We start from the raw sequence: 25134 nt of genomic DNA on the forward strand, positions 1-25134 counted from the left end.
TCACCGTGCCCACAGCAAGGAAGTGAAAGTAGTGTGATAAAGAATATGAAATATGAAAAGTGGCAGCGTCAAACGGCTCTCTTTCTGGGCAGTCAGACGATTTCCCTGTTCGGCTCGTCGCTTGTCCAATACGCGATATTCTGGTATCTGACCTTGGAAACGCAGTCCGGCGTCATCATGACCTTGTCGACCATCTTCGGTTTTCTGCCGACTTTCTTCATCTCTCCATTCGCTGGGGTGTGGGCCGACCGCTATAACCGGAAGCGCCTGATCGTCCTTTCCGACGGCATCACCGCGCTCTCGACATTGGTGCTGGTCCTGCTGTTTTTGGCCGGGCAGCGCTCGATCTGGATTCTGTTGGCGACATCGGCCATCCGCGCGATAGGGGCGGGCATCCAGATGCCGGCGGTCGGCGCCATCCTGCCGCAGATCGTGCCGGAAAAGGAATTGACCCGGATCAACGGGCTCAACGGCAGCATCCAGGCCGTCGTCATGCTGGTTTCGCCGATGATCAGCGGCGCGCTTTACCAATTTGCGCCGATGGAAGGCATTTTCATGATCGATATCGTTACAGCGGCTTTGGCGATCGCCATCATGGTGTTCCTGCTGAAAGTCCCGACGCATGAAAAAGCCAGCCAGGAACAGGTCAGCAATTACCTGCAGGACATGAAGCTCGGCTTCCGCTACATCCAAAATCACGCCTTCATCAAAAGGCTGTTCCTCTATTTTTCGCTTGCCTTCTTGATGGCCGCTCCGGTGTCGTTCCTTTCCCCTTTGCAGGTGGCGCGCTCGTTCGGCGACGACGTCTGGCGCTTGACGGCGATCGAAATCGCCTTTTTCATCGGGATGATAGGCGGCGGCCTCTGGATCGCCTCATGGGGCGGCTTCAAGAACCGGATCCATTCCATCGCTTTTGCGATCGGAGCCATGGGCCTGTGCACTTTCGGGATGGGTGTCATCCCGAATTTCTGGATCTACCTCTTCCTGATGGGTCTCGTCGGCCTCGTCATCCCGTTGCTGAACGCGCCGAGCATGACGCTGCTGCAGGAAAAGATCGAGGAAGATTTCCTCGGCCGGGTCTTCGGTGTCCAAAGCATGGTCTCCAGTTCGATGATGCCGTTGGGGATGCTGATCTTCGGACCGCTTGCGGACCGGATGGCGATCGAAATCCTGATGGCCGTATCAGGCGCGTTGCTGATGGTCGTGGCCTTCTTCGCAATCCGTGACCGGGTACTGTTGGAGGCCGGCAAGCCGGAACCTTCGAACACCGGGAAAGAATGAAACTAAAGACTGGAGCTGCCGCATTTGGCAGCTCTTTTTTGTGCTTGTCCGATACTATGCGTTTATCGGACAAGCAGCGCCTGATGTATACGGCGGATGTCCGATACTTTGCGGTTATCGGACAAATAGTGCTCTAAGTGCTATGCGGTTGTCCGATATTTTATGGTTATCGGACAAGTAGCGCTTCAAACGCGACGCGGTTGTCCGATACTATGCGTTTATCGGACAACCGAAGCGCAAGCCAAGCAGAAAAGCATGATTGTCGGCAAACCACAAAGAAGAACCCGTCCAAAAATCAGACGGGTTCTTCTTCATTTGATCAGTTTATAAGCCGCATTTCAGCTGCGCGCCGCAATTGGTGCAAGTGTTGCAGCCGCCCAGATCTTCGACCGTACCTTGTCGGCAGATCGGGCAGGTGTCGCCGATTTCGTTGCCGATTGTGACATCGGTGGACGTGAGATTGGCTATCGAATCAACCAGGAAAGTCTTGTCCTTGTTGATTTTGACGTGCTCTTTCTCTTCCTCAAGCTTGGCTTCGTCATCCCAAACGTTTTCTTCGGCTTTCAGCGTCAGCACCTGCGAATCGCGGCTGCCGTCGACGTAGACCGTACCGCCCTTGGCTCCGCCCAGGTAAAGGCGTTCGTAGATTTTCTCGACTTGATCGACGGTATAGCCTTTCGGCGTATTCACCGTTTTCGAGATGGAGCTGTCGACCCAGCGCTGGATCGTCGTCTGCACATCGACGTGCTCTTCAGGGGCAAGCGTCATGGCTGTCGCGAAATAATCAGGCAACTGGTTCGGATCGGCATCGGGATGACGATCCAGATATTCTTGGACGATATCCGCCTTCACTTCGATGAATTTGCCGAGACGGCCGCTGCGGTAATACGTGAACGAGAAGTAGGGCTCCAAACCGGTTGAAACGCCGGCCATCGTGCCTGTCGATCCGGTAGGCGCCACCGTCAACAGATGTGAGTTGCGGATGCCGTATTTCAGGACGCCTTCACGGACATGCTCAGGCATTTTTTTCATGTAGCCAGTGTTGATGAAACGCTCGCGCAGGATCTGCGTCTCTTTTCCGGTTTGTCCGACCAGGAACGGGAAACTGCCGCGCGTCTTCGCCAACTCGATGCTTTCCTCGTAGGCCGCCACTGCGATCGTTTCGAAGACTTGATCGATCAGCTGCAGGCTTTCCAGTGAACCGTAGCGGACGCCGCAATAGATCAGCATATCCGCCAAGCCCATGATCCCCAAGCCAATCCGGCGTTCGCCGAGCGCTTGTTTTTTGTTCTCCTCCAGGAAGTAAGGGGTGGAGTCGATGACGTTGTCCTGCATATGGATGCCGGTGCGGACGGTCTGTTCCAATTTGGCGAAGTCGACCATCTGCAGGTCCTTGTTGACCATTTCGGCCAAGTTGACTGCGGCCAAGTTGCAGACGGAATAGGCTGCCAATGGCTGCTCCCCGCAAGGATTGGTGGCGACAACTTTTTGACCGTAGGCTACCGCATTCGTCATCTTGTTGGCGTTGTCGATAAAGAAGATGCCAGGCTCTGCCGCGTAAGTCGCGCAGACATTGATCAGCCTCCACAATTCGCGGGCTTTGACGGTCCGGTAGGTGCGGACAGCGTTGCCGGTAGCTTCCCATTCGCGGACATCGCCGCAGTTGGTCCATTCAGCGTCATAGTGCGCCATCGCGTCCGCGTCGTAGTGTTCGACATCCGGGAAACGCAGCGCATACTCTTCATTCCTCATGACGGCATCCATAAAGTCATCGGTGATGCAGACGGAAATGTTGGCGCCGGTCAGGAACTCAGGATTGTTGACTGTATAAGTGCCGCCATCGCGCAGTTTTTTCTCTGCTTCATGGATGACCGAGGCGTCAAAACCGCCGTGACCTGGGATGTGCTTGTAGTTGACGATGCCTGTGTACATGTTGATGTCTTTTGAAGAGAACGGCGTGAAATGCAGCTTTTCCTTCGCCAGCATGCGGATCTGCTCATCCTCGAAGTTTTCGATGATGTAGCGGAGGATGCGCGGATTCTGCATCTTGGAAATGATGAATTCGAAGATATCCGGATGCCAGTCGGCCAGCATGATCATCTGGGCGCCGCGACGGGATCCGCCTTGTTCGACCAGATGCGTCAGCTTGGCGATGTCGTCCATCCAGGAAACGGAGCCGGAAGAGCGGCCGTTGACGCCTTTCACTATTGTGTGGCGCGGACGCAGCGTCGAACCGTTCGAGCCGACGCCGCCGCCACGGCTCATGATTTCCATGACTTTTTTGCGGTGGTCGGAAATGCCGCCGCGCGAGTCGGGCACGAAAGGCATGACGTAACAGTTGAAATAGGTGACATCGGTACCGGAGCCGGCGCCGTAGAGCACGCGCCCAGCCGGGATGAAGTTCAAGGCTTTCTGTTCTTCGTAGAATTTCAGGAACGCTTCATGGCGAAGTTCCGGCGTGATTTCGACCTCGGCCAGGCCATGCGCATTGCGCATCGCAATCTGTTCGTAGAAAAGCTCCAGCGGTTTGTCCAACGTCAGGATCCGGCGCGTCACGATGCCGCCTTCCTCGACTTCGAAATCATCGATGTTGTGTTGGTATTCCTCGGACACTTTGATGCGGACAGTCTGTTCCTTGTGGTTTACGGAAAGGACGGTTCCTGTTCCGCGGGCCGGATATTTCGGGTCCTCCTTGACAGTCAGAATCACGATATCGCCTTCGGACAGGGTCTCCTTGGTGGAATCCTTATAGGAGTAGCGATCCAACATGACGAGGCGTGACACGCCCTCATAGGTCACGTTCATATCCTCCGTAATCGGAAACACATGCGGGAACCGCTCAATGTCCTTGTTCAATTTTTCGAATCCTGCTTTAAATGTGGTCTTTGTTGCATCCACAGTAATCACTCCCTTATTTATGGCGAAAACACTAGATGTTGTGCTGTCGGTTTGTTTCTCATACCATATATGTTAATTCTGTTCACCGGATAAATCAAGGGGAACAGTCAGTAAGTTGGAGTGTGCAAACGGATGAAAACGTTATTCGGATGGAAGGGGATGCGTTTGTAATAATATATCGGCCAATAAGAATAGGGCGTTGTGCGTCGGGATAGAGTCGTCGGCTGTTGCGGAAAGACTGAATGCCGAACACCCCAACAAATCCGTCCCACCCAGAATGCGAAACAGTAACCACTCAGCCCTTGCGAAAGCTATAATAAAGGCAGAAAGAACCACAAAAGAAAGGAGCCCGAGCATGAACGATAAAGAACGCTTCGCGGACATGATCCGCAAATCAAAACGCATCGTCGCCTTCACTGGGGCGGGCATCAGCACCGAGAGCGGTATCCCGGATTTCCGTTCGGCGGGCGGGCTGTTCGACAGATTGAGCGGCCGCCATTTCACCGGTGAGGAGACGCTCAGCATCGGTTTTCTGGAGACGTATCCCGAACTTTTCTTCCGCAATTATGCAGCGCATTTCGATTTTTCGCAGGCGCTCCCGAACGCCGGGCACCGCTTCTTTGCGGATCTCGAGCAGACAGGCAAAGAAGTCACCGTCGTCACCCAGAACATCGACAATCTGCACCAGTCCGCCGGCAGCAGCGCAATCATCGAACTGCACGGCAACGGGACGAGATGGCGGACGTTCGACACGGCCGAACCCGCTGATGCCAACGCGATCAGCATGGACGCGCATGGCATCCAGCGCGATCCCCAAGGCCGGATGGTGCGTCCCGATATCGTCCTCTACGGCGAAATGCTCAATGAGGAGGCGATGGAGCGCGCAACTGCGGCGATCGGCGCAGCTGACATGCTTGTCGTCATCGGCACATCGCTGGCCGTCTACCCGGCCGCGAGCTTCGTCCATTATTTCAATGGCCCTTACGCCGTCCTGCTGAACCGGACGCCCGTGCCGCAGTCGCTGACCTTCCAATTGGCCGTCCAGACAGATGCGGGCGCCTTTTTGGCGGAAGTCTGGCAAGAATTTTTTGAGAAATGAATAAAAGGGTGCTGAAACAAAAAGGGAATTCAGGAAAGGGGAAATCGTTATGCCGAAGCTGATTCAGCTGGCGAAGTATTTGGTCTATTCCTACGAAAACTATACGGCAGCCCGGTTCGGCGACAATGAGCTGAAGCTGCAGGCGATGCTCTATTTCGCGCAGCGGGAATGTCTGGCTATGGTAGGGGAGCCGCTATTCGAGGAAAGCTTTGAAGGCTGGGAAGAGGGACCGGTGCTGGCGGAACTGCATTTCTTCTTCGAGGAAGGCTACGATCCCTTCGAACCGTTGGAGATGAAAAAGTTGACGGAGCGCGAACAGTTCATCCTCGACCGCATCGTCTTTGCGTACGGGCAGTATGAAGGTTGGTATCTGGCGGATTTGGCGCGCCGCGAAACATCCTGGCGCAACAGCAGAACAGCAATCCCCGCGGAAGAAACCGAACCCAAACTGCTGGAACTTGCAGACATCCGCGAAGACGCGAAAAAAGTGCGGATCTACGATTCCATTTTTGATGTTTATCTGGATGAGTTGGAGGATTTCGAAGGGGAGGTGCTGGAGCCATGAACGAAACGCAAGCCTACATCGGTGCCATCGTGAAGACCCGTTTTGCCTATCATGACCTTGAAACGGACAAAATCGCCTTCAAGTCGCGCCCATTCCTGATTATCGGTGCCGAATACGATACGCTGCCGTGCGACTTCACGGCTTTTCCGATTTCGAAAGTGTGGACGAGCCAAAATATCGATCCCGTCCATGACATTAAAGTCGCAAAGGAACTCTACCCCAAGCTGAGCCTGAATGCGGAAGTCTCCTATATCCGCGTCCACAAAAGCCAGACGATCCACAGCTCGCAGCTTGCGATCGGAATCCTGTCCTCCTTGGGTGAAGCCTACCCAGATCTCTATACTGAAATAAAGGCTGCTTATCGGGATTTTTCTGGAGGGCTATTCTGAGTTATCAGAGCCGCGCCCTTGGACCGGACCCATACAACAAAAAAAACACCCCTGCATAGCGAAGGCCCATTAAGGTGCCTTCGTCTATGCGGGGGTGTTTCACAACAGCATATGCAAGCTCAGCGACATACGCTTAAGCTTCCACTGCAAATTGAAATCTTTTTTTAGCAACAACAGCTGCTCCAGCTGCAGCTACCAGCAAGGAGATTCCTCCTGCCAAGTAAAGATTGTTTGCCCCAGTCTGTTTGACATCATTCCCATTTATCGGGAATCTAGCGACAACAGTGCCGTGTGCATCACTTAAAACAACTTCTTTTGAAGTAACAGTAACAGTCATATCCAATATAGCAGCAGCTGCAACAAGCTCGGCCAAGATGGCTTGTTTATCAGCTTGAGTGAGCTGATTCACGCTGTTCGCTCCGCGTGCATTCACGACAGCTTGTGCATTATTGATGTGGACAATGATTTGATCTGCTTCTTCAGCAGTAACATCGTTGGCCATTAAATAATTTTTTGCTTGCTGCACGTAATTGGATGGTAAACTAGTTGCTTCCAAAGTTGCGATGATGTCATTTTCTGTTGCAGCAGCAACATTCGGTAGTGCTCCGAAGAACAACACGAATGCAAACAAAAGAGATACAACGACTTTTTTCATATATTTTTCACCTCCTCTCAATGCTTCTATCAGCCGATAATGAATCAGTAGTATTCCATTTCTTCAGAGTAGGCGCGTTCTCGGCGGTAGGCCGCTCGTTTTGCCTTGCTGATCAGGTAATAGCCAACCAGGCAGGCAATTCCCAAAGCGAAGACAAGTGCGCTCGAACCCAGGAAGAAGGTAGTGTAATGCAGAGCCAATGTGCGCAGTGCAGTATTGATGTAATCCGCTGAAACAGTGATCCGTTGCGGAATTTTAAGAATCAAAGCCATAATTGCCGGGATGATGACAAAGGCGGAGCCGGAAACTAAGCCACTACCGATCCAAATCAAGGACCGGTGAGGCAGTTTCCAGTTCAAGCCGACGATTGCCCCGGCAATCAAAAGGAAGGCTAGTGGTACGAGATAGAAATACGCAAGAACGGTTTGCAGCATTTTCCGGACGGTCTGGAATTGCGGAAAAGCAATGACGTTATCCAGATTGAATAGCATGATGTGGCTACCGACGATGGCGGTGGCTTCAGCAATGATCGTATCAGTCTGCGCTTGTAAGCCTTCATCGAACGGCTGGTTGTGCTCTGAGGCGTAGCTCTGAACATAAGCCGTCACGGGTTCCTCGAACATGCTGCGATCGGTCATCGCTTTGTATGTTGCATCAGGATCAATCAGATAATTGAGCACTTGTTCATTGTTTGTACGGGCAAGTTGCTGTAGGCCATATTGGTCCATCGCAGCTTCCACGAAGACTTCCTTGGGTATGGACGTTTCCAAGCTCAACGTCTTGAATTTAGCGGACAAGCTTTCCTCTACCATGGTATAGTAGGGGCTGTCGTCCAACTGCTTGTTGAGGTCGCTTCCGTTCAACAGGACCTGCTTCATGAAGATGACCCCGATCAAGGCGACCACTACATACATCAGGAGAAAGCTGAGGGTCATTCTGCCGATTTTTTTTATGTTTCGCATAACGATGCTCCTTTAAAAATTGATTTCCGACAGTGGATTGCCTTCGACTAATTTAGCGGTCACGACATATCTGTCAGGTGTGTTTCCGATGTAGTCGAAAGGATAACAAGTGTACAGCGTCAAAATCTGCTCTTCGGAAGGTGCCAGGATACTTTGGTCGGTCCCACTCTTGATTTCGATATTGCTGATTTCATACACGTAAGTTCCGTAAGTCAGCTCCAGGCGGATAGAGTCGCCGATCTGCGCATCCCCCAAAGTCTTGAAGACGGAATTGGTGTGCCCGGCGATGACCGTGTTGCCGATATCCCCCGGAAACACGGAACCATAATATTGGCCAGCTCCATATAATAATTGCGTTTCGTCATCGCCGACGAAAACAGGCGAGATGATGTTTGCTGCAGCCACGCTCAGCATCCCGTATTCATCCCCGTATTTCGGGAAAGATGGTTGGGTAGCTGTGCTTGGATCCTCAACAGCCTTACTGCTGTCGCTCAAATTCGTCTGCGCAATCGCGACTTCCTGTGGAAAGAACATCCGCGACAGGTAAAAGGCGTAGGAAATATTATCAAAAAATGCCAAAGAGAGCAGTGTTATACCGGATACGAAAAGCAGTACCGGGATACCAATCAATGTGACAATTCTCCGCCGCTTTAACCGTTTTTTTGGATTTATTTTTTTCCTCATCATTCCACTCCATTCATTTTAGTTGATGCGGCCTACCGTTTCTGGCAAAAGACGCAGGTTATCGCAGTCTATTTTCGTAAAATAACGGTTTAGCCCAATATATTGTAGATACCATAAAAATACTGATCTTTAAATTTTTGTTTACAATACTGCGTTAAGTGTAAAGTAAAAAAATGCTGATGTCCATGGAAAATCAGCATTTGGAGTAAAGATGTTTATAATGGATAGTTTCATATGGGAAAATCCGATTTTTAGGAATTCGCCCATCGGCATATTTTTACGAGGTAGAGGAAAAAGAGCACCCCGAAATCCTCACACTATCTGAGATTTTCAGCGTGCTTTTTCATTATTATGTGTTGGGGTTTAAATTTTACCCGCGAATAGCTGGTTTTTGGATTTGTAGGTAAACACGATTTTAATTTTAGCGATGACGGTATTGCCCGCCACTGCCAAATGGGAGATGATATCTTCATTAATTTCACCGAGATGCACAGCTTTTTAGGAATGAAGCGACGCATCCTCGAACGGAATGGCGAAAACTCCGAAGCCAACATAACAATAAAGTCCGCCTGCATGGACAATGTTTGTTGTATGCATGCCCGAAATCGGGAACGGCTTCTGCAACGGTGCGTAGTATTCCTGATGGGTATTTGTTCCAAACTAGCACCTGAAGTGGACTCCAAGTCAACATAAAATAGACGGAGACAAGTGTATTTCGACAAAACAAAAGGCCAGCACCCATTTCGGGAGTGCTGGCCTTTTGTTGGATACTATTCAAAAGCATTTAAGGAGAATAAGGGATTCGAACCCTTGCGCGCCTTTCGACACCTAACGCATTTCGAGTGCGTCCTCTTCAGCCGGACTTGAGTAATTCTCCATAAATGATATTATACCGCTTTTCGAACAATCAGAAAAGAAGATTTTTCAAAAATAACAAAAAAACAGCCACAAACTTCGGAATACGCGCTTGTTTATGACAAATCGGGAGTCACCCAGTAAAATGAGTCCTTCCTGAACAGATTAAATTATGGTAAAATGGAACCCTATGTACTCATTTTATTGTAATTTTTTACATACATCAGGAGGAATTTGAATTGTATAAACTATTGAACCAATGGTACAAGCTGAGCCTTGTCAAACGTATCATCGCCGGTCTGATCATAGGCATCATCCTTGGCGTAACGATTCCGGATGTCGCGCAGCCGATTACCATTTTTGGAGCCCTGTTTGTCGGCGCTTTAAAAGCGATTGCGCCTATGCTAGTCTTTTTCTTGGTTGCTTCCGCGATTTCGCAGCACAAAAAAGGCCAACAGACGAACATGAAATCTGTCATCGTGCTCTACCTTTTAGGTACCTTCTCGGCGGCACTCGTAGCAGTGGTCGCGAGCTTCATCTTCCCGGTTACTTTGACCTTGGGTGCTGGTGTCGAAGATATCGCTGCTCCTGGGGGCGTGGTGGAAGTCCTGAAGGCGCTGCTCTTGAACGTCGTGGACAATCCAGTCAAGGCTCTCTACAATGCCAATTATATCGGCATCTTGTCATGGGCTCTTATGCTCGGTTTCACTCTGAAGAATGCCGCAGCTTCAACCAAGCTGATGCTGGCTAATGTTTCTGATGCGCTGACGGAAATGGTCAGAATCGTCATTGCCTTCGCTCCTTTGGGGATCATGGGGCTTGTGTTCGATGTCATCGCGACAAGCGGAATAGGCGTTCTATTGGGCTATGGGAAACTGCTTGCGGTCCTGATAGGCTGTATGCTGTTCGTCGCTTTGGTCGTCAACCCGATCATCGTCTACATCTACATCCGTTCCAATCCGTTCCCGCTCGTCTTCAGATGCTTACGGGAGAGTGGCATCACAGCTTTCTTCACAAGAAGCTCTGCTGCGAACATCCCCGTGAACATGACGCTGTGCGAGGATCTTGGACTGGACAGGGATACTTACTCTGTATCCATTCCGCTTGGAGCGACCATCAACATGGCTGGGGCGGCGGTTACGATTTCCGTCCTTACCTTGGCAGCTGTCAACACGTTGGGTATCCCTGTTGATTTCGGTACTGCCCTTATCCTTAGCATCCTGGCAGCAGTCAGCGCTTGCGGGGCATCGGGTGTTGCCGGTGGTTCACTTTTGCTTATCCCGTTAGCAGCAAGTCTGTTCGGTATCCCGAACGATGTGGCTATGCAAATAGTCGGTGTCGGATTCATCATCGGTGTCCTGCAGGATTCATTCGAAACAGCCCTCAACTCATCGACCGATGTCCTTTTCACTGCGACTGCAGAATTCGCGGAGCGACGCAAGCGAGGCATTAAATCCTGATTGAAGACAAAATAGCAACGAAAGAGGCTGCATCAGAACCAGAACAGAATTTTCTGGCTTTGATACAGCTTTTTTTGTTTGTTTGTATTCGGAGATTCCCCGCCAAAACCTTTTGGCGGGGCAAAACGTCTGCAGATAGCACGAGATTCCCCGCCAAAACCCATTTGACGGGGAATTCCACCGCCAAACCGATCAAAAGGGCTACCTCTTAAATGAGGTAGCCCTTTTGATCGTCAATAACTATTTGAATCAGTCTTCTGTCCCTAATATTTGATTAATCTCTTGTGACAGCAAGTCTGCCTTGCCGCCAAATACAGCTTGGATGCCGCCTTGGACTTCGAAAACAGCAGTTGCTCCGAGATTCTTGATGGCATTTTTATCAACGACCGAACCGTCCTTCACGGAAACACGCAGACGGGTTGCACAAGCGCTGACGGATTCAATGTTTGCTTCATTCCCTAATGCTTCGATGATGATATGCGCTTCATCATTCAAGGTAGAAGCCTCTCCGGAGGCTCTGACCGGAATGCTTGCGTCAGATTCTGACTCATCCATACCAGGCACCATCACTTTGAATTTCGTGATCAGGAAGCGGAAGACGAAGTAATAAATCAATGCCCAAACAATACCGACGGGGATTACCCATACCCAGTTTGTTTTTGCATTACCTTGCAGCGGACCGAACAGGAAGAAGTCGATGAATCCGCCTGAGAAAGTGTTTCCGATACGGATGCTCAGTAAGTCAGCCACGTAGAAGGAAACGCCATCAAGGAAGGCATGGACCACATACAACCAAGGTGCGACGAACAAGAACATATATTCAAGTGGTTCGGTAATACCGGTCAAGAATGAAGTCAGAGCACTACTGAAATAGATACCGCCATTGGCTTTGCGGTTCTGTTTCGGAATGGAGTGGTACATGGCTAAAGAAGCAGCCGGCAAACCGAACATCATTGTAGCGAAACGACCTGCGAAGAAGCGCGTTCCGTAAGTGAAAAGACCTGTATGATTTGGATCGGCCAATTGCGCGAAGAAGATGTTTTGGGCACCGGCAACGGTTTCGCCCGCTACAACTTCAACTCCGCCCAAAGAGCTGTACCAGAACAGCGGATAAATCGTATGGTGCAAACCGACCGCACCTGTCAAACGAAGCAAAAATCCGTACAAGAACGTTCCGAAACTGCCCATAGCTGCGATGGCTGTGCCGGCGGATGTCAGTGCGCCTTGGATAGGTGGCCAAATCAGGTAAAAGAATGCCCCAAGAATGATAGCTGCAAATGATGCTACAATCGGGATAAAACGCGAGCCTCCGAAGAAACCCAAAAACTGCGGCAGTTCGATTTTACGATAACGATTATGCAGGAAGGCAACGGTACTTCCGACTGCTATTGAACCAACAACCCCAGTGTCGATCGAAGCGCCTTCCGCGGAAAATAATTGCAGAAAACCACTGATGGTTGCGACGAAAACAACGTAACCCACACCGCCGGCCAAACCAGCAGTCCCTTTATCTCCATTCGCGAGACCGACAGCGACCCCGATGGTGAAGATGAGCGCCAAATTGGCAAAGACGGCACTTCCGGCAAAACTCATGATGCTCAGGATCACTTGCAACCATTCAATGTCAAGGAACGGATAGGCCGCCAAGGTGCTTGGATTTGTCAATGCACCACCGAAACCAAGCAAGAGGCCGGCAGCGGGTAAAATGGCGATTGGGAGCATCATGGCTCTTCCGATTTGAGAGAATTTTTTAAACATGTTTTTCACTCCTTATTTTAAGTTGTCAATGAAACGTTTCGCTATTTCTTTTGGCCGTGTGATTGCACCTCCTACGACAATTCCTGCTACACCCAATTCCTGGATTGCTTTAGCTTGTTCAGGCATATGGATTTTACCTTCGGCGATGACATCCACACCGGCTTCCACCAGTTTTTTCATCAAGGCGATATCCGGCCCATCCTGTTGGGTGCTTTCCTCTGTGTAACCGCTTAGCGTTGTGCCGACAAAATCGATTCCTTCCTGGAAAGCGTTGAGTCCTTCCTCAAAGGTGGCGATATCCGCCATGAACAATTGATCGGGATATTTTTCTTTAATTTCTTTGATGAAGGCATTGATTGTTTTGCCGTCATAGCGTTCCCGCAAAGTGCAATCCAATGCAATGACTTCTACACCCGTTTCAACCAATTCATCGATTTCCTTCATGGTAGCCGTAATGAATGGCGCTTGAGGAGGGTAATCGCGTTTGATGATCCCGATGATCGGTAAATCAACTTTTTCCTTAATCTGTTGAATATCCCTTACCGATTCGGCACGAATTCCGACTGCACCAGCTTGTTCAGCTGCAAGAGCCATCAAAGGCATGATGCCGCCTTCTTCTGTGTATAAAGGTTCTCCTGGTTGCGCTTGACATGAGACAATGATGCCGCCACGGACTTTGTTGATGAAATCTTCCTTCTTCATGGATATTTCCTCCGTTATTTATTTTATTCCGGAGTTTATCTCCGTAAATGAAATATAGCACACGCTTTCATGTTTGTAAACAGGTAATTTGCATTTCTAAAAGTTCGTGTATAATGAGAGGCATAAACATGAAAAGGACTGACTTTATGGGACTAGCTCAACTGATTCAAGAAAAATATCACGCGTTGACGAAATCCGAGAAACGGATTGCGGATTACTTATTGAAAAATCAAGAACAGGCTGTGTATCAGACAATGAAGGATGTGACCGAGGCGGTAAAAGTAGGCGATGCCACGCTGATCCGCTTTTCCCAGAAGATCGGCTTCCATGGCTTTTCTGATTTGAAAATTGCTATTGCCAAGGAGGAATTCACCAGCCAGTATGAAGGGGACAACGATCGCCAATTTTACGACCGGATTTTGGAGAACCAGATCAAAGTTTTGGAATCGACCCGGCAGTTGCTCGATTCGGAAGTGGTTCTGCTTGCGATCGAAGCACTCACTAAAGCAAAACGGATCTACATCATCGGTGTTGGATCGAGTGGCTTGTCGGCAGCTTCATTGGAAAAGATGTTGCTCCGGGTAGGTGTGCATGCGAACCATATCGTTGATCCGCATTTTCAAGCCCATGCCTTAGCATTGCTGGGACCAGAAGATCTCGTGATCTGTTTCTCTTTGAGCGGTCGTACCAAGGATATCCACGATTCTTTGAAAATAGCCAAAGAAAACCATACACCCATCATTGCCATTACCAATTTCAAATCCTCGCCCATTGCTGAATTGGGTGACATTGTCCTACAGACCGCCAATGAGGAATTTTTTGATGGCGGATCACTGGCCGGGAAAATTTCGCAATTGTTCATTTCGGAGACGCTGGTGCGGGGCTATGAAATAAATAATAAAATCAAAACGGTCGAATTGCGGGAGAAGGTATTACGTTCCATTATTGATAAAGTACTGGATTAATTTTGTAGTGGCCTTATCCGCTCGTTCCTGCAGCAGGCAGTGGAGACGCGTGAGCATAATATAATTATATTATGAGAGGGTGCGTGATTTCTGTATGGATGAAAGGGAATGAACTGTTTATGACAGTTTATTGAAAAGAAATTTATGTGCAAAATAGTTGCGCAAAAATATGCTATACTGAGAGGGAGAGAGTTGAATAGTTAAAACGATTTTTCGGTATTTTGCATCGGAGCACGAGTCGTAGGAGGTTGATTATGGGGGAAGAGAAGCAAACGGACATAAAACAGCTGAAAAGTCCGATCAATAAGGAAATCATGAACATCGCGTGGCCGGTTCTGATTGAACTGGTCCTGAGTTCGTTGTTCGGGATGATCAACATGATGATGTTGGGGAATATAGCGGACCATGCCTATGCGGCAGCTGCCGTTTCGGCGGTCGGGGTGACGAATCAGCCGCTGTTCTTAGGGCTGTCCGTAGTGCAGGCTTTGAACATCGGAGGCACTGCCTTGATCGCCCGCTATTTCGGAGCCGGAAAACATGACCGGATGGAAAACGTCATGAAGCATGTCATGATCATCAGCATGATCCTTTCCGCCCCGTTAGCCCTGGCCGCCTTTGTCTACTCAGATCAGATCATGACCTTTATGGGCGCGCAGCCCGATACAGTCGAAGTCGGAAGGCTCTATTTCCGGATCATCTGCATAAGTTACCTGTTGCAATCCTTCAATTTCAGCATTTCCGGTTCCTTGCGCGGAATCGGCGAAACACACATTCCGATGGGCGTGAATTTGCGCGCTAATTTCCTGAATGTCGTCGGAAATGCCTTGCTGATCTATGGACTTTTCGGGATTCCGGCTTTTGGCATCGAGGGCGCGGCGATTTCGACAGTCATCGCCAACCTAGTGGCCAACTTCCTGCTGATCCGTTACCTGCGATCCGGCAAGAGCAAGCTGAATTTTTCGTTCGCTCATCCTTTCCATTTTTCGATGAAAACGATGAAAAGCTTGGCGAAAATCGGACTGCCTTCAGCGCTGGAGCAACTAGTGCTGCGTTCCGGAATGATTCTGTTCATCCAAATCGTGTCGGGCTTGGGTACCGTCGTCTTTGCCGCCCACAACATCGGCATGAATATCCTATCCCTGTCATTCACGCTCGGACAAGCCTTCGGGATTGCGGCGTCAGCCTTGGTCGGAAGGGCTTTGGGAGCCGGGGATGCGAACCTGGCCGAAAAATATGCCTCGCGGACCGCTAAAATCGGCAGCCTGTGGGGCGCAATCATTGGAGTGGCTTTCTTCTTCGGAGCCGAGTACATCGTCGGCTTCTATTCCAGCGATCCGGAGATCATCCGGAATGCCGCTATCGCCATCCGGGTTGCTGCCATAACGCAGCCTTTCCAGTCGCATCAACTGATCGTAGCGGGTTCGTTGCGCGGGGCCGGGGATACGATTTTTCCGCTCATCTCGACTTTCCTTGGGATATTGATCATCCGGGTTGCTGCAGCTACTTTCTTCGTGCAGGTGCTCGGCCTGGGCATCCTCGGGGCCTGGCTGGCTGTCATGCTGGATCAGATCATCCGTTGGTTCCTGATCGCAATGCGTTTCCGCTCCGGCAAATGGAAAAGGATGAAGCTGGCCTAAATTCGCTCGAGAAAAAGAGTGCTGCCAATGCGCATTTTCAATAATTCAATAAGCTACAATTTGTCCTCCTCTTTCTGAGAAAGCGGGGGATTTTTTTCACATGCTTTGCTTAAAAATGGTATACTGTTCAATGAGAGAGCGGTTACAAATCGTCATCTGATAGCCGTAAGAAAGAGGCCAATACAAAGGAGGATGAGCAGTATGGAAGGACAATTGATACTGATTCGGCATGGAATCGCGGAAGAACGTACGCCTGAGGGGGATGACTTCTACAGAAAACTGACGGAAGCAGGAGTGGAGGAAATGACTGCGTTCCTGCCCGACGTCGCACCCTTACTGACTGAGGCCGGGAACTTAAAGATATGGACGAGCCCGTTGGTGCGGGCGCGTCAGACAGCTGAATTGGTGGCGGAAGCCGCTGCTGTCGAAGTAATCCAACCACAGGAATTTTTGGCGACCGGCGATTACGCGGCCTTCAGCGAAGCGTTGGAACTGGAAGAGGATGGCTTCAACTTGGTGCTTGTTGGTCACGAACCGTATATGAGCAGTTGGACGAAAGAGTTGATCGGTGCCGCGATCCCGTTCAAAAAAGGGGCTGTCGCCTTCTTCACTGTCGATTTGACTGCGGATCCTATCGGCAATCTGGAGTGGTTGTTGGCACCGGGGAAATCTGCGAAACGCAAACACGAAGACGCCGCCGACAAAAAGCATGCAGCGGATAAGCACGAAGGGACTGCGGATTGTGGCCCATGCGACGGCGAAGACACTTTGTACGCCGATATCATAAACGAACAGATGGCAGGTGTTCAGCATGCTTATGCCGCTTACCAACAGGATCCCGTCGAGCCGGAATCGGCGCATGCGCTGCGGGTGGTAATCCGCCAACTGCGGGCGTTGTTGAATTTCAACAAGGCGAACGGCGAGGAGAAATATTACCGGGAGGCGGGCGAAGATTGGCGCGACATCGCCACTACCTTCGGATACCTGCGCGAGCTGGATGTGCTGATGGAAGAATGCCGCGAGTTGCGCGGGTTGTATCCGGATATGCTGGCCGAGGACGGCCAAGTCATGACTTGGTTGATGGAAGAGCGTCAAGCCGAACAGGACAGCATCCATGAATTGATTACGAGTGGAGCTTTGACCGAGCGCATCCTGGATGCGGAAGCCGCTACGGCACAGTTCTTGAAATCCATCAGCCTGGACGATGAGCAGCAGAAAAAAGCCACGATCAAAAAACTTGAGAAAATGAAAAAACGTCTGATGCGCAAATGGGAAGAGGTGGATTTCTCCAACCATGAAGAAACCCATAGTCTGCGGATCAATGCAAAAAAACTACGCTATGCGGCCACCTACCTCGCTCCTATCATAGGAGAGAAAGATAAAACGGTCATAAAAGAGATGAAGAAAGTCCAAACGGGTCTAGGGACGCTCTGCGACCTCGACATCAACGGCCACTTGCTGTTGGAGATGGCCGATAAGACCGACGATCCCGAACTGCAGCACCATTTCAGAACACTCAGTGAGCACCAATTTCAACGCAGAGAGGCGATATTGAACGACGAAGAAGATTGAACATAAAAAGAAGCCCATCCAATGACCGGTTCAAACGGTCATTGGATGGGCTATTTTTTTGGCTGTTATGCTTCAGTAACGGGTGATTCGACAGCAACCGGTGTTGCTTCGGCAGACTTGGTGTCTTTGTAGCGGCAATAGCTCGCGAACAAAGAGCCGGTCACGTTGTGCATGATCGAATAGATGGCACCGGCCATGGAGGCCTGCGGTGCATTGAACGGCGCGTTCAGTGCCATGCTGGAAGCAAGGCCCGAGTTCTGCATGCCGACTTCGATCTGCATGGCACGGGTGGAGCTTGTATCGACTTTGAATACTTTGCAGACGATCCAAGCAAAGGCATAACCGCTCGTATTGTGCAGGAAAGTCACAAAAGTGATCAACAATCCGGAATGCATAATCGTTTCTTTGTTGACGGAAACGACTGCCGCAATCACCAAGAGTACCCCGATGGATGAGAAGGTCGGCAGGACAGAATAGTAAGAAGCGATCTTTTTGCCGAACAGCGAGTTCAGCACAACCCCGAGAACAACCGGCAGGAAAACGACCCGCAGAATCGACCAGAACATCGGCCAGAAGCTGATTTCGATTATTTCACCGGCATATAGCGAAATGTTCAGCGGCATGATGATCGGAGCCAACATCGTCGAAATCGAAGTCGCGGTCACCGAAAGTGCCACATCGCCATTTGAAAGGTAGGTCATCACGTTCGATGCAGTTCCCCCGGGACAGCATCCCAACAGGATGACACCCAATGCCAATTCAGGCGGCAGATTGAATATTTTCGTCAGCGCCCAACCGGCGAAAGGCATCCAGATGAATTGCATCAAGGTTACCAGTGCCACATATCCCGGACGATGGAACACCTCTTTGAAGTCATCGACGGATAGGGTCAAACCCATGAAAAACATGATGATCTGCAGGAATAAAGTTGTATAATTGCTTGCCCATACAAAGGATTGATCGAAAACGAAAGCCGCCAACGCGACACCGAGCACGATCCAGGTTAGATACTTGTTGAAGATTTGGTTCAGATTTGCCATTATTTCCCCTCTTTTCTTAAAAACGATAAACATCATGCTTTAAAATAAACGAATGTTTGCAAAGTCACGATAGATAAATATTAAAACTTGATGAGCATTATGTCAATCTTTATTATTCTATTGTTATAATTATTTCTGTATTTCCATTCATTGTGCATGCGGCTCAGAAATGAATGAGTCCCAAAGTACAGCTATACTTATTTTGTGGACTCTGCTATCATGATAGTTAGATTGCAAGTGTATACAGGAAAGGAGGTGTTTCAATTGGGAACAATGAAAGACGTAGCTGCTTTAGCGAAGGTTGGCGTCGGTACCGTATCGCGTGTACTGAACAATTCCGGAGCCGTAAAAGAATCAACCCGCAGAAAAGTAGAAGCGGCGATGAAAGAGTTGAACTATATTCCGAATGCCTACGCGCGCGGATTGAAGATGAACAAGACCAACACGGTTGCGTTGATCATTCCGACAATCTGGCATCCATTCTTTTCAGAATTTGCCTACTATGTGGAGCGGAATTTATCCGAACATAAATACAAGATGTTGTTGTGCAACTCCGATGTCAACAATGACAAGGAACTGGAATATATCAAGATGGTTCAAGAAAACAAAGTGGACGGCATCATCGGCATCACCTATTCGGATTTGGATAATTTTGTCTCGTCGCATTTGCCTTTCGTCACCATTGACCGTCATTTCAAGGAAGAAACGGTCTGTGTCACTTCGGACAACTTTCATGCAGGCCAATTGGCTGTAGAAAAGTTGATTGAGAAAGGTTGTAAAAAAATCGGGTATATCGGAACCCATTCACGCTTTCCTACTGAGACGACAAAGAGAAGGAGTGGTTTTGTGGAGCAATCTGAGCTGATGGGAATGCCTTATGCCATCTTCGATGGGGAAGACCCTGTTGTGGAATTAAAGAAAGACATCCGAACCTTTTTCGAAGAAAATCCAGATGTGGATGGCGTCTTTGCCCACACAGATTTTATTGCTTTGGACATTCTGGAAGTTTTGGAGGAAATGAATCGCAAAGTACCGGAAGAGGTGCAGATCATCGGGTGCGATGGCATCAAGATGGAAGCAGGGCGCAAACAGATCGTATCGACAATCCGTCAGCCTGTGGATTTGATGGCCAAAGCCGCAGTCGAAAAAATCATCCAGGTGATCGATGGCGAACCCGTCAAAACGAAGATCACTTTGCCTGTCCATTACATAGAAGGACCGACGACGAAAAATGAAATTTTAAAATAATATGTTTTTGGTATTGACAGAAAACGGTTACTGAATTATTATATGTTTAAATCAAAAACATATTTTTTTGAAGCGAAGTGGAAACGTTTCAATTACTCGATAAACGTTTCCCTATTTTTGAAATTGCGGGCAGTCTGATGATCCATTAACCGCACCGATTTCAAAAGTAGCATGCCGATTCTTCAGAATTTATTTTTTTGAACTAAAGTGGAAACGTTTCAATTATCGAGCATGAATCTTTCCACATTTTTTTGAAGCAAAGTGGAAACGTTTCAATTTTCAAAAGGAGGAGTTAGATCAGTCATGAAAAAAAGCCAGACAAGCATCAAACCAAAGGGCACACAAACAAAATGGGAATTCATCAAACAGCACCGAATGCTCTACTATATGCTGTTGCCGGGACTGATACTCACGCTAGTATTCAAGTATTTCCCGATGTACGGCATTCTCTTGGCTTTCAAGGATTACAACCCGCTGCGTGGGATCATGGGAAGCGAATGGGTGGGAGTGGAAAACTTCGTACAGTTCATCGACTCTCCCAACTTCGGCATACTGTTGGAGAACACGCTCAAAATAAGCATATACGGACTGATCTTGGGATTCTTCCCGCCGATCCTCTTGGCATTATCCTTGAATCATCTGATCAGCACAAAATGGAAGAAGCGATTCCAACTGATCCTGTATGCACCGAACTTCATTTCCTTGGTCATCGTTGTGGGGATGCTGTTCATGTTCCTTGCCGCAGATGGCCCCATCAACGGATTAATTGAAACCATCACCGGTTCGCGCATCACGTTCATGACCGACCCGAATTATTTCCGGACTTTGTACGTCCTATCCGGCATTTGGCAAGGAATGGGCTGGGCATCGGTCCTCTACACAGCCACACTGGCAAACGTCAGCCAAGATCTGATTGATGCAGCTCACATGGACGGCGCCAATATCTTGTACCGGATCTGGTACATCGATCTTCCGGCGCTGCGCCCGATCATGGTCATCCAGTTCATCCTTTCTGTCGGGGGGATCATGAACGTTGGTTATGAGAAAGCTTTCCTGATGCAAACATCTATGAACCTGCCTGTTTCGGAGATCATCTCGACCTACGTCTACAAAGTCGGATTGCAAATGGGGGATTACGGATATTCAACAGCAGTCGGGTTATTCAATACAGTCATCAATGTCATCTTGCTGTTGGCCGTAAACATGATAGCAAATAAAGTAAGCACTGATGACGCGGCTTTATAGAGAGAGAGGAGAACAAAATGATAACGTTGACAAAATTTGACCGCAGTGTCCTGCTGCTGAACCGCATTCTGATAGGGCTTCTGGTATTGATCACTCTATCGCCGTTGCTGTATGTATTGATTGCTTCCTTCATGGATCCCTTCATTCTCCGCTCACAAGGCCTGAGTCTGAATCCTGCGAATTGGAGTTTGGATGGCTATAACCGGGTGCTGAAGGATCCGGCAATCATAAGAGGTTTTGTGAATTCGATTTTCTATTCGTTCACTTACAGTGCATTGACCGTGGGGGTATCGATCTTGACTGCCTATCCTTTATCAAGAAAAAAACTGGTAGGCAAACGACCGCTAACAATCTTTTTTATAATCACGATGTTCATAGGTGGCGGGTTGGTTCCTACTTATTTATTAGTGAAAAACCTGGGCATGTTGAACACCGTCTGGGCAATTATCCTTCCAGGCTCAATCAATGTTTGGAACATTATCTTGGCCCGGACGTACTTTCAACAATTGCCCGCCGAGTTGGAGGAGGCAGCCATCATTGATGGCGCGAATGAACTGCAGATATTCTTTAAGATCATGCTGCCATTGGCGAAACCAATCATTTTCGTGCTGTTCCTCTACGCTTTCGTGGGTCAGTGGAATTCTTACTTCGATGCCATGATTTACCTGAATGATGCAGACCTGCAGCCACTCCAAATTGTGCTGCGAAAAATACTGATTCAAAACCAACCGCAACAAGATATGATCGGATCGGCGACTCAAATGGCGGAAATGGCCCAGTTGGCTGAACTGATCAAATACTCAACAATCGTCATCTCCAGCTTACCGCTTCTGATCATGTATCCATTCTTCCAGAAGTATTTCGATAAAGGGATGATGGCAGGTTCACTCAAAGGTTAGGCAATACGCAACACAAAATAAATACACTATAAAGGAGAAATACAAAATGAGAGTAAAATACCTTGGCACAGCACTATTATCCACAGCAACAGTTTTGACTTTAGCAGCATGCGGTTCTTCCGGCGGGGCCTCTTCCCCCGATTACGAATTGACCAATGTATCGTTCCCTTTGAAGGAAGAAGTAACCTTGAAGATGTCCACTTCCAGTTCGCCATTGGCACCGGCTGATCCGAATGAGAAGTTGATCTTCCAGCGTTTGCAGGAGCAATCGGGCGTGCAAGTCGAATGGAAAAACTATTCTTCGGACTACATTGAAAAACGGAATCTGGACATTTCCAGCGGCGACTTGCCTGATGCCATGTGGAATGCTGGCGCCAGCGACTATGATCTGCTTTCCTGGGCGGAAGACGGCATCATCATTCCCTTGGAAGACCTGATCAATGAACATATGCCGAACTTCAAAAAAGTATTGGACGAAAATCCGGAATATTTGGCCATGGTCACAGCGCCGGACGGCCATATCTACTCTCTGCCATGGATCGAAGAATTGGGTCAGGATAAAGAGTCCATCCATACCGTAAATGATATTCCGTGGATTAATGTGGATTGGTTGGAAACATTGGGCTTGGAGATGCCGCAAACAACGGAAGAATTGATGGTTGTATTGGAAGCATTCAAAACCCAAGACCCGAACGGCAATGGCAAAGCGGATGAAATCCCGATGTCCTTCATCAACGATGGCGGAAATGAAGACATGAAGTTCCTCTTCGGCGCATTTGGCATCGGCGACAACGATGATCACTTGGTAGTCAATGATGACGGCACAATCGACTTTACTGCCGACAACGAAGAATTCAAAAATGGCGTCACTTATTTCAACGAACTGTACAACAAAAACCTGATTGATGTGGAAGCTTTTGAACAGGATTGGAATGCCTACGTAGCGAAAGGGAAAGAGCAACTGTTCGGCGTGTATTTCTCATGGGATAAAGCCAACGTTTCGGGAGCGAATGATTCCTATGAGCCACTGCCTGCATTGGCTGGTCCAAGTGGAGAAAAACATGTTACGCGTACGAACGGCTTCGGATTCAGCCGCGACCGTTTCGTAATCACCAGCGCCAACAAAAATCTGGAGTTGACTGCCAAATGGGCAGATCAGATGTATGTGCCGATCCAATCTGTACAGAATAACTGGGGTACATATGGGGATGAAACGCAACAAAATATCTTTGAATATGTAGAAGCAACTGATTCGTTGAAACACTTGCCTTTGGAAGGCACAGCACCGGGCGAATTGCGTCAAAAAACCGAAGCTGGCGGACCGTTGGCAATTTTGGACGACTACTACGGAACTGTGACGACAATGCCGGATGATGCACAATGGCGTTTGGATATCTTCAAAGACACTTACTTGGCTGATGTTCATAATCAATTCAATTATCCTCGTGTATTCTTGTCATTGGAACAGGCTGACCGGATCGCACAGATCGACGCGGACTTGATGCCGTTCGTCAACAGAAAACGTGCAGAATGGATCGCAAACGGCAAAATTGCCGAAGAGTGGGATGCTTACCTGGAAGAACTGAACCGTCTGGGACTGGAAGAATGGATGCAGATCAAACAAGACGCGTATGATACTTACTTATCAAACAATAAATAACCACATAGAAAAAACAAATCCAAGAAATGAGGGGTAGCGTGAACACTCAAAGTCAATTGGCTTACTCGGCAGATCGTGCCAACCAATATATAGCAGAAAATAAAGGAACAGTGAATCCTCTTTACCGGAATCGCTATCATGCATCACCGCCAGTCGGCTGGATGAACGATCCGAACGGCTTCGTCCAGTTCCAAGGGGCGTATCACCTGTTTTATCAATTCCACCCGTATGATGCGAAATGGGGCCCGATGCACTGGGGCCACATGAAGTCGACGGACTTGATCCATTGGGAAGACTTGCCTGTCGCTTTGGCGCCGGATCAAGCGTATGACCGATTCGGCTGCTTCTCAGGAAGCGCCATCGAACGGGACGGGAAATTGTATCTGCTGTATACAGGCGTAACCGAAGCCAATGAAGAAGGCGTGCATCACCAGGTGCAGTGTCTGGCGGTGTCAGAGGATGGGCTGCACTTCGATAAAGTGCAGCAAAATCCGGTCATCCCGGTTGCGGCTTTGCCGGCAGACGCTTCCCAGATCGATTTCCGGGACCCTAAAGTTTTTGAACACGAAGGCATGTACTACACGGTAGTCGCCTCCAAGGCTGGCGACGAGACAGGGCAAATTTTGCTTTACCAATCTGCTGACTTGGTGGAATGGGAGTTTGCCTCCGTCTTCCTGAAGGGGAACAAAGAGCAAGGGATCATGTGGGAATGCCCGGATTTCTTCCGCTTGAATGGGAAAGATTGCTTGATCTTCTCGCCGATGCAATGGCCACAGGACGGGGACGACTATCAGAATCTGAATGCCTCGGTCTTGGCTGTCGGCGAAGTGGATTGGGCGACGAAACAGTTCCACCCGGAAAGTTATCAGGAATTGGATCACGGTTTGGACTATTATGCTCCTCAAAGCCTGGAGGATGACAAAGGCAGAAGAATCTGTATCGGCTGGATGCAGATGTGGGGAAGAAATTTCCCGACAGATACGCTGGGCCACAACTGGACAGGATCAATGACGATTCCGCGGGAGTTGAAATGGGAAGACGGCAAGTTGAAGCAATATCCGATCGGTATCGAAGCTATTGCCGACAATCAGGGAGAAAACAGCCCGGTGATCACAATGGCGGATACTAAAGAATCAATCCCAGGCATCGCAGGGGACTGCGGATTGCTGACGCTGAAAGTGGATACGTCTGGATTGGAAAAACTGTCCATCCATCTGCGTGAGAACGAGAACGAAAGAACAGTAGTCTACTATGATAAAGCAAAGAATGAATTAGGAATCGATCGATCTGCAAGCGGCATCGAACTGAAAGGGGAGGAAGCACATCCTCCCGTCAGCCGGAAAGTCGTGTTGTCCGGAAAGAGCGATCATCTTGAACTCGCCATTTACCTGGACAGTTCGTCGGTTGAAGTGTTTGAGAAAAATGGTGAAGTAGTCATGACTTCAAACGTATATCCAACCGCGGAAGCAAAAGGCATTTCGTTTGAATGCAGCGGCAAAGCGGTATTTGAGGAAGCGACTTTTACGCCCTTTATCTGATCGGGAATTCAGGTTTTTTGGA

Annotated in this window: 20 protein-coding genes and 1 tRNA gene; 13 read left to right on the forward strand and 8 right to left on the reverse strand. The window is 49.0% G+C overall.

Annotated elements, in window-relative coordinates; genetic code table 11:
• Positions 1 to 33 precede the first annotated feature (33 nt).
• Positions 34 to 1281 carry an MFS transporter gene (locus tag ACKPBX_RS10955; RefSeq protein ID WP_319995366.1) on the forward strand — a complete coding sequence of 416 codons (1248 nt, stop codon included), beginning with the start codon at positions 34 to 36 and terminating at the stop codon, positions 1279 to 1281.
• 324 nt (positions 1282 to 1605) lie between these two features.
• Here the strand turns inward: ACKPBX_RS10955 and ACKPBX_RS10960 are convergent, their stop codons facing one another.
• Positions 1606 to 4179, reverse strand: coding sequence for a vitamin B12-dependent ribonucleotide reductase (locus ACKPBX_RS10960; protein WP_319995367.1), 2574 nt, complete (start codon positions 4177 to 4179; stop codon positions 1606 to 1608).
• Between the two features lie 199 nt (positions 4180 to 4378).
• Between ACKPBX_RS10960 and ACKPBX_RS10965 the strand changes: the two genes are divergently transcribed.
• The 3 genes from ACKPBX_RS10965 to ACKPBX_RS10975 are packed head-to-tail and all read left to right on the forward strand — an operon-like array spanning position 4379 to position 6232.
• Complete coding sequence (locus ACKPBX_RS10965) at positions 4379 to 5278, forward strand: NAD-dependent protein deacylase (RefSeq protein ID WP_319995368.1); 900 nt, start codon at positions 4379 to 4381, stop codon at positions 5276 to 5278.
• Positions 5279 to 5327: 49 nt separating this feature from the next.
• Positions 5328 to 5843 (forward strand): Panacea domain-containing protein, encoded by a 516-nt coding sequence (locus ACKPBX_RS10970; RefSeq protein WP_319995369.1) that lies wholly within the window; start codon positions 5328 to 5330, stop codon positions 5841 to 5843.
• Positions 5840 to 6232, forward strand: a complete 393-nt coding sequence (locus tag ACKPBX_RS10975; protein ID WP_319995370.1) for a hypothetical protein — start codon at positions 5840 to 5842, stop codon at positions 6230 to 6232. Before ACKPBX_RS10970 ends, ACKPBX_RS10975 begins: the two co-directional genes overlap by 4 nt.
• Positions 6233 to 6365: 133 nt before the next feature.
• On the opposite strand, the gene ACKPBX_RS10980 is transcribed toward ACKPBX_RS10975, so the two are convergent.
• From ACKPBX_RS10980 to ACKPBX_RS10995, 4 genes are all read right to left on the reverse strand, one after another.
• Positions 6366 to 6887 carry a hypothetical protein gene (locus tag ACKPBX_RS10980; RefSeq protein WP_319995371.1) on the reverse strand — a complete coding sequence of 174 codons (522 nt, stop codon included), beginning with the start codon at positions 6885 to 6887 and terminating at the stop codon, positions 6366 to 6368.
• Between the two features lie 44 nt (positions 6888 to 6931).
• A complete protein-coding gene (locus tag ACKPBX_RS10985) occupies positions 6932 to 7849 on the reverse strand; it encodes a hypothetical protein (protein WP_319995372.1) in 918 nt (305 codons plus the stop codon).
• A 12-nt stretch (positions 7850 to 7861) separates the two neighbouring features.
• On the reverse strand, positions 7862 to 8479 hold the full coding sequence (locus ACKPBX_RS10990) for a class D sortase, LPxTATN-specific (protein ID WP_319995373.1): 618 nt from the start codon (positions 8477 to 8479) through the stop codon (positions 7862 to 7864).
• Between the two features lie 841 nt (positions 8480 to 9320).
• Positions 9321 to 9410, reverse strand: a tRNA-Ser gene (locus ACKPBX_RS10995).
• A gap of 217 nt (positions 9411 to 9627) precedes the next feature.
• Between ACKPBX_RS10995 and sstT the strand changes: the two genes are divergently transcribed.
• Positions 9628 to 10848, forward strand: a complete 1221-nt coding sequence (gene sstT / locus ACKPBX_RS11000) for a serine/threonine transporter SstT (protein ID WP_319995374.1) — start codon at positions 9628 to 9630, stop codon at positions 10846 to 10848.
• Positions 10849 to 11097: 249 nt separating this feature from the next.
• Here sstT and ACKPBX_RS11005 read toward each other — a convergent pair whose 3' ends face one another.
• Positions 11098 to 12606, reverse strand: a complete 1509-nt coding sequence (locus ACKPBX_RS11005; RefSeq protein ID WP_086943561.1) for a PTS transporter subunit EIIC — start codon at positions 12604 to 12606, stop codon at positions 11098 to 11100.
• Positions 12607 to 12618: 12 nt separating this feature from the next.
• Positions 12619 to 13308: an N-acetylmannosamine-6-phosphate 2-epimerase gene (locus ACKPBX_RS11010; protein ID WP_319995375.1), complete on the reverse strand. Its 690-nt coding sequence runs from the start codon at positions 13306 to 13308 to the stop codon at positions 12619 to 12621.
• 146 nt (positions 13309 to 13454) lie between these two features.
• On the opposite strand from ACKPBX_RS11010, the gene ACKPBX_RS11015 reads away from it, so the two are divergent.
• The 3 genes from ACKPBX_RS11015 (at position 13455) to ACKPBX_RS11025 (ending at position 17482) form a co-directional block, all read left to right on the forward strand.
• Positions 13455 to 14273 (forward strand): MurR/RpiR family transcriptional regulator, encoded by an 819-nt coding sequence (locus ACKPBX_RS11015; RefSeq protein ID WP_140186926.1) that lies wholly within the window; start codon positions 13455 to 13457, stop codon positions 14271 to 14273.
• 254 nt (positions 14274 to 14527) lie between these two features.
• Positions 14528 to 15910 carry an MATE family efflux transporter gene (locus ACKPBX_RS11020; RefSeq protein ID WP_319995376.1) on the forward strand — a complete coding sequence of 461 codons (1383 nt, stop codon included), beginning with the start codon at positions 14528 to 14530 and terminating at the stop codon, positions 15908 to 15910.
• A 201-nt stretch (positions 15911 to 16111) separates the two neighbouring features.
• Positions 16112 to 17482: a CHAD domain-containing protein gene (locus ACKPBX_RS11025; protein WP_319995377.1), complete on the forward strand. Its 1371-nt coding sequence runs from the start codon at positions 16112 to 16114 to the stop codon at positions 17480 to 17482.
• 65 nt (positions 17483 to 17547) lie between these two features.
• Here ACKPBX_RS11025 and ACKPBX_RS11030 read toward each other — a convergent pair whose 3' ends face one another.
• On the reverse strand, positions 17548 to 18522 hold the full coding sequence (locus tag ACKPBX_RS11030; RefSeq protein WP_319995378.1) for a bile acid:sodium symporter family protein: 975 nt from the start codon (positions 18520 to 18522) through the stop codon (positions 17548 to 17550).
• Positions 18523 to 18795: 273 nt separating this feature from the next.
• Between ACKPBX_RS11030 and ACKPBX_RS11035 the strand changes: the two genes are divergently transcribed.
• From ACKPBX_RS11035 to ACKPBX_RS11055, 5 genes are all read left to right on the forward strand, one after another.
• The gene (locus tag ACKPBX_RS11035; protein ID WP_319996433.1) at positions 18796 to 19770 is read left to right on the forward strand and encodes a LacI family DNA-binding transcriptional regulator; all 975 of its coding nucleotides are present in this window, start codon (positions 18796 to 18798) and stop codon (positions 19768 to 19770) included.
• 324 nt (positions 19771 to 20094) lie between these two features.
• Positions 20095 to 21015: an ABC transporter permease gene (locus ACKPBX_RS11040; RefSeq protein WP_407702597.1), complete on the forward strand. Its 921-nt coding sequence runs from the start codon at positions 20095 to 20097 to the stop codon at positions 21013 to 21015.
• A gap of 17 nt (positions 21016 to 21032) precedes the next feature.
• The gene (locus tag ACKPBX_RS11045) at positions 21033 to 21914 is read left to right on the forward strand and encodes a carbohydrate ABC transporter permease (protein ID WP_086628593.1); all 882 of its coding nucleotides are present in this window, start codon (positions 21033 to 21035) and stop codon (positions 21912 to 21914) included.
• Between the two features lie 46 nt (positions 21915 to 21960).
• Positions 21961 to 23574: a type 2 periplasmic-binding domain-containing protein gene (locus ACKPBX_RS11050; RefSeq protein WP_319995380.1), complete on the forward strand. Its 1614-nt coding sequence runs from the start codon at positions 21961 to 21963 to the stop codon at positions 23572 to 23574.
• Positions 23575 to 23612: 38 nt separating this feature from the next.
• A complete protein-coding gene (locus ACKPBX_RS11055; protein ID WP_319995381.1) occupies positions 23613 to 25112 on the forward strand; it encodes a glycoside hydrolase family 32 protein in 1500 nt (499 codons plus the stop codon).
• Positions 25113 to 25134: the final 22 nt, after the last annotated feature.

Origin of the sequence: Trichococcus shcherbakoviae, from assembly GCF_963666195.1 — a bacterium.
Classification (GTDB): Bacteria; Bacillota; Bacilli; order Lactobacillales; family Aerococcaceae; genus Trichococcus; species Trichococcus shcherbakoviae.

Bases quoted from the DNA above. Each gene is read 5' to 3' on its own strand.
- ACKPBX_RS11010 (WP_319995375.1), bottom strand. From the start codon at position 13,308: ATGAAGAAGGAAGATTTCATCAACAAAGTCCGTGGCGGCATCATTGTC.
- ACKPBX_RS11030 (WP_319995378.1), bottom strand. From the start codon at position 18,522: ATGGCAAATCTGAACCAAATCTTCAACAAGTATCTAACCTGGATCGTG.
- ACKPBX_RS10970 (WP_319995369.1), top strand. From the start codon at position 5,328: ATGCCGAAGCTGATTCAGCTGGCGAAGTATTTGGTCTATTCCTACGAA.
- ACKPBX_RS11050 (WP_319995380.1), top strand. From the start codon at position 21,961: ATGAGAGTAAAATACCTTGGCACAGCACTATTATCCACAGCAACAGTT.
- ACKPBX_RS10985 (WP_319995372.1), bottom strand. From the start codon at position 7,849: ATGCGAAACATAAAAAAAATCGGCAGAATGACCCTCAGCTTTCTCCTG.
- ACKPBX_RS11035 (WP_319996433.1), top strand. From the start codon at position 18,796: ATGAAAGACGTAGCTGCTTTAGCGAAGGTTGGCGTCGGTACCGTATCG.
- ACKPBX_RS11025 (WP_319995377.1), top strand. From the start codon at position 16,112: ATGGAAGGACAATTGATACTGATTCGGCATGGAATCGCGGAAGAACGT.
- ACKPBX_RS11015 (WP_140186926.1), top strand. From the start codon at position 13,455: ATGGGACTAGCTCAACTGATTCAAGAAAAATATCACGCGTTGACGAAA.
- ACKPBX_RS10975 (WP_319995370.1), top strand. From the start codon at position 5,840: ATGAACGAAACGCAAGCCTACATCGGTGCCATCGTGAAGACCCGTTTT.
- ACKPBX_RS11045 (WP_086628593.1), top strand. From the start codon at position 21,033: ATGATAACGTTGACAAAATTTGACCGCAGTGTCCTGCTGCTGAACCGC.
- ACKPBX_RS11005 (WP_086943561.1), bottom strand. From the start codon at position 12,606: ATGTTTAAAAAATTCTCTCAAATCGGAAGAGCCATGATGCTCCCAATC.
- ACKPBX_RS11020 (WP_319995376.1), top strand. From the start codon at position 14,528: ATGGGGGAAGAGAAGCAAACGGACATAAAACAGCTGAAAAGTCCGATC.
- ACKPBX_RS10980 (WP_319995371.1), bottom strand. From the start codon at position 6,887: ATGAAAAAAGTCGTTGTATCTCTTTTGTTTGCATTCGTGTTGTTCTTC.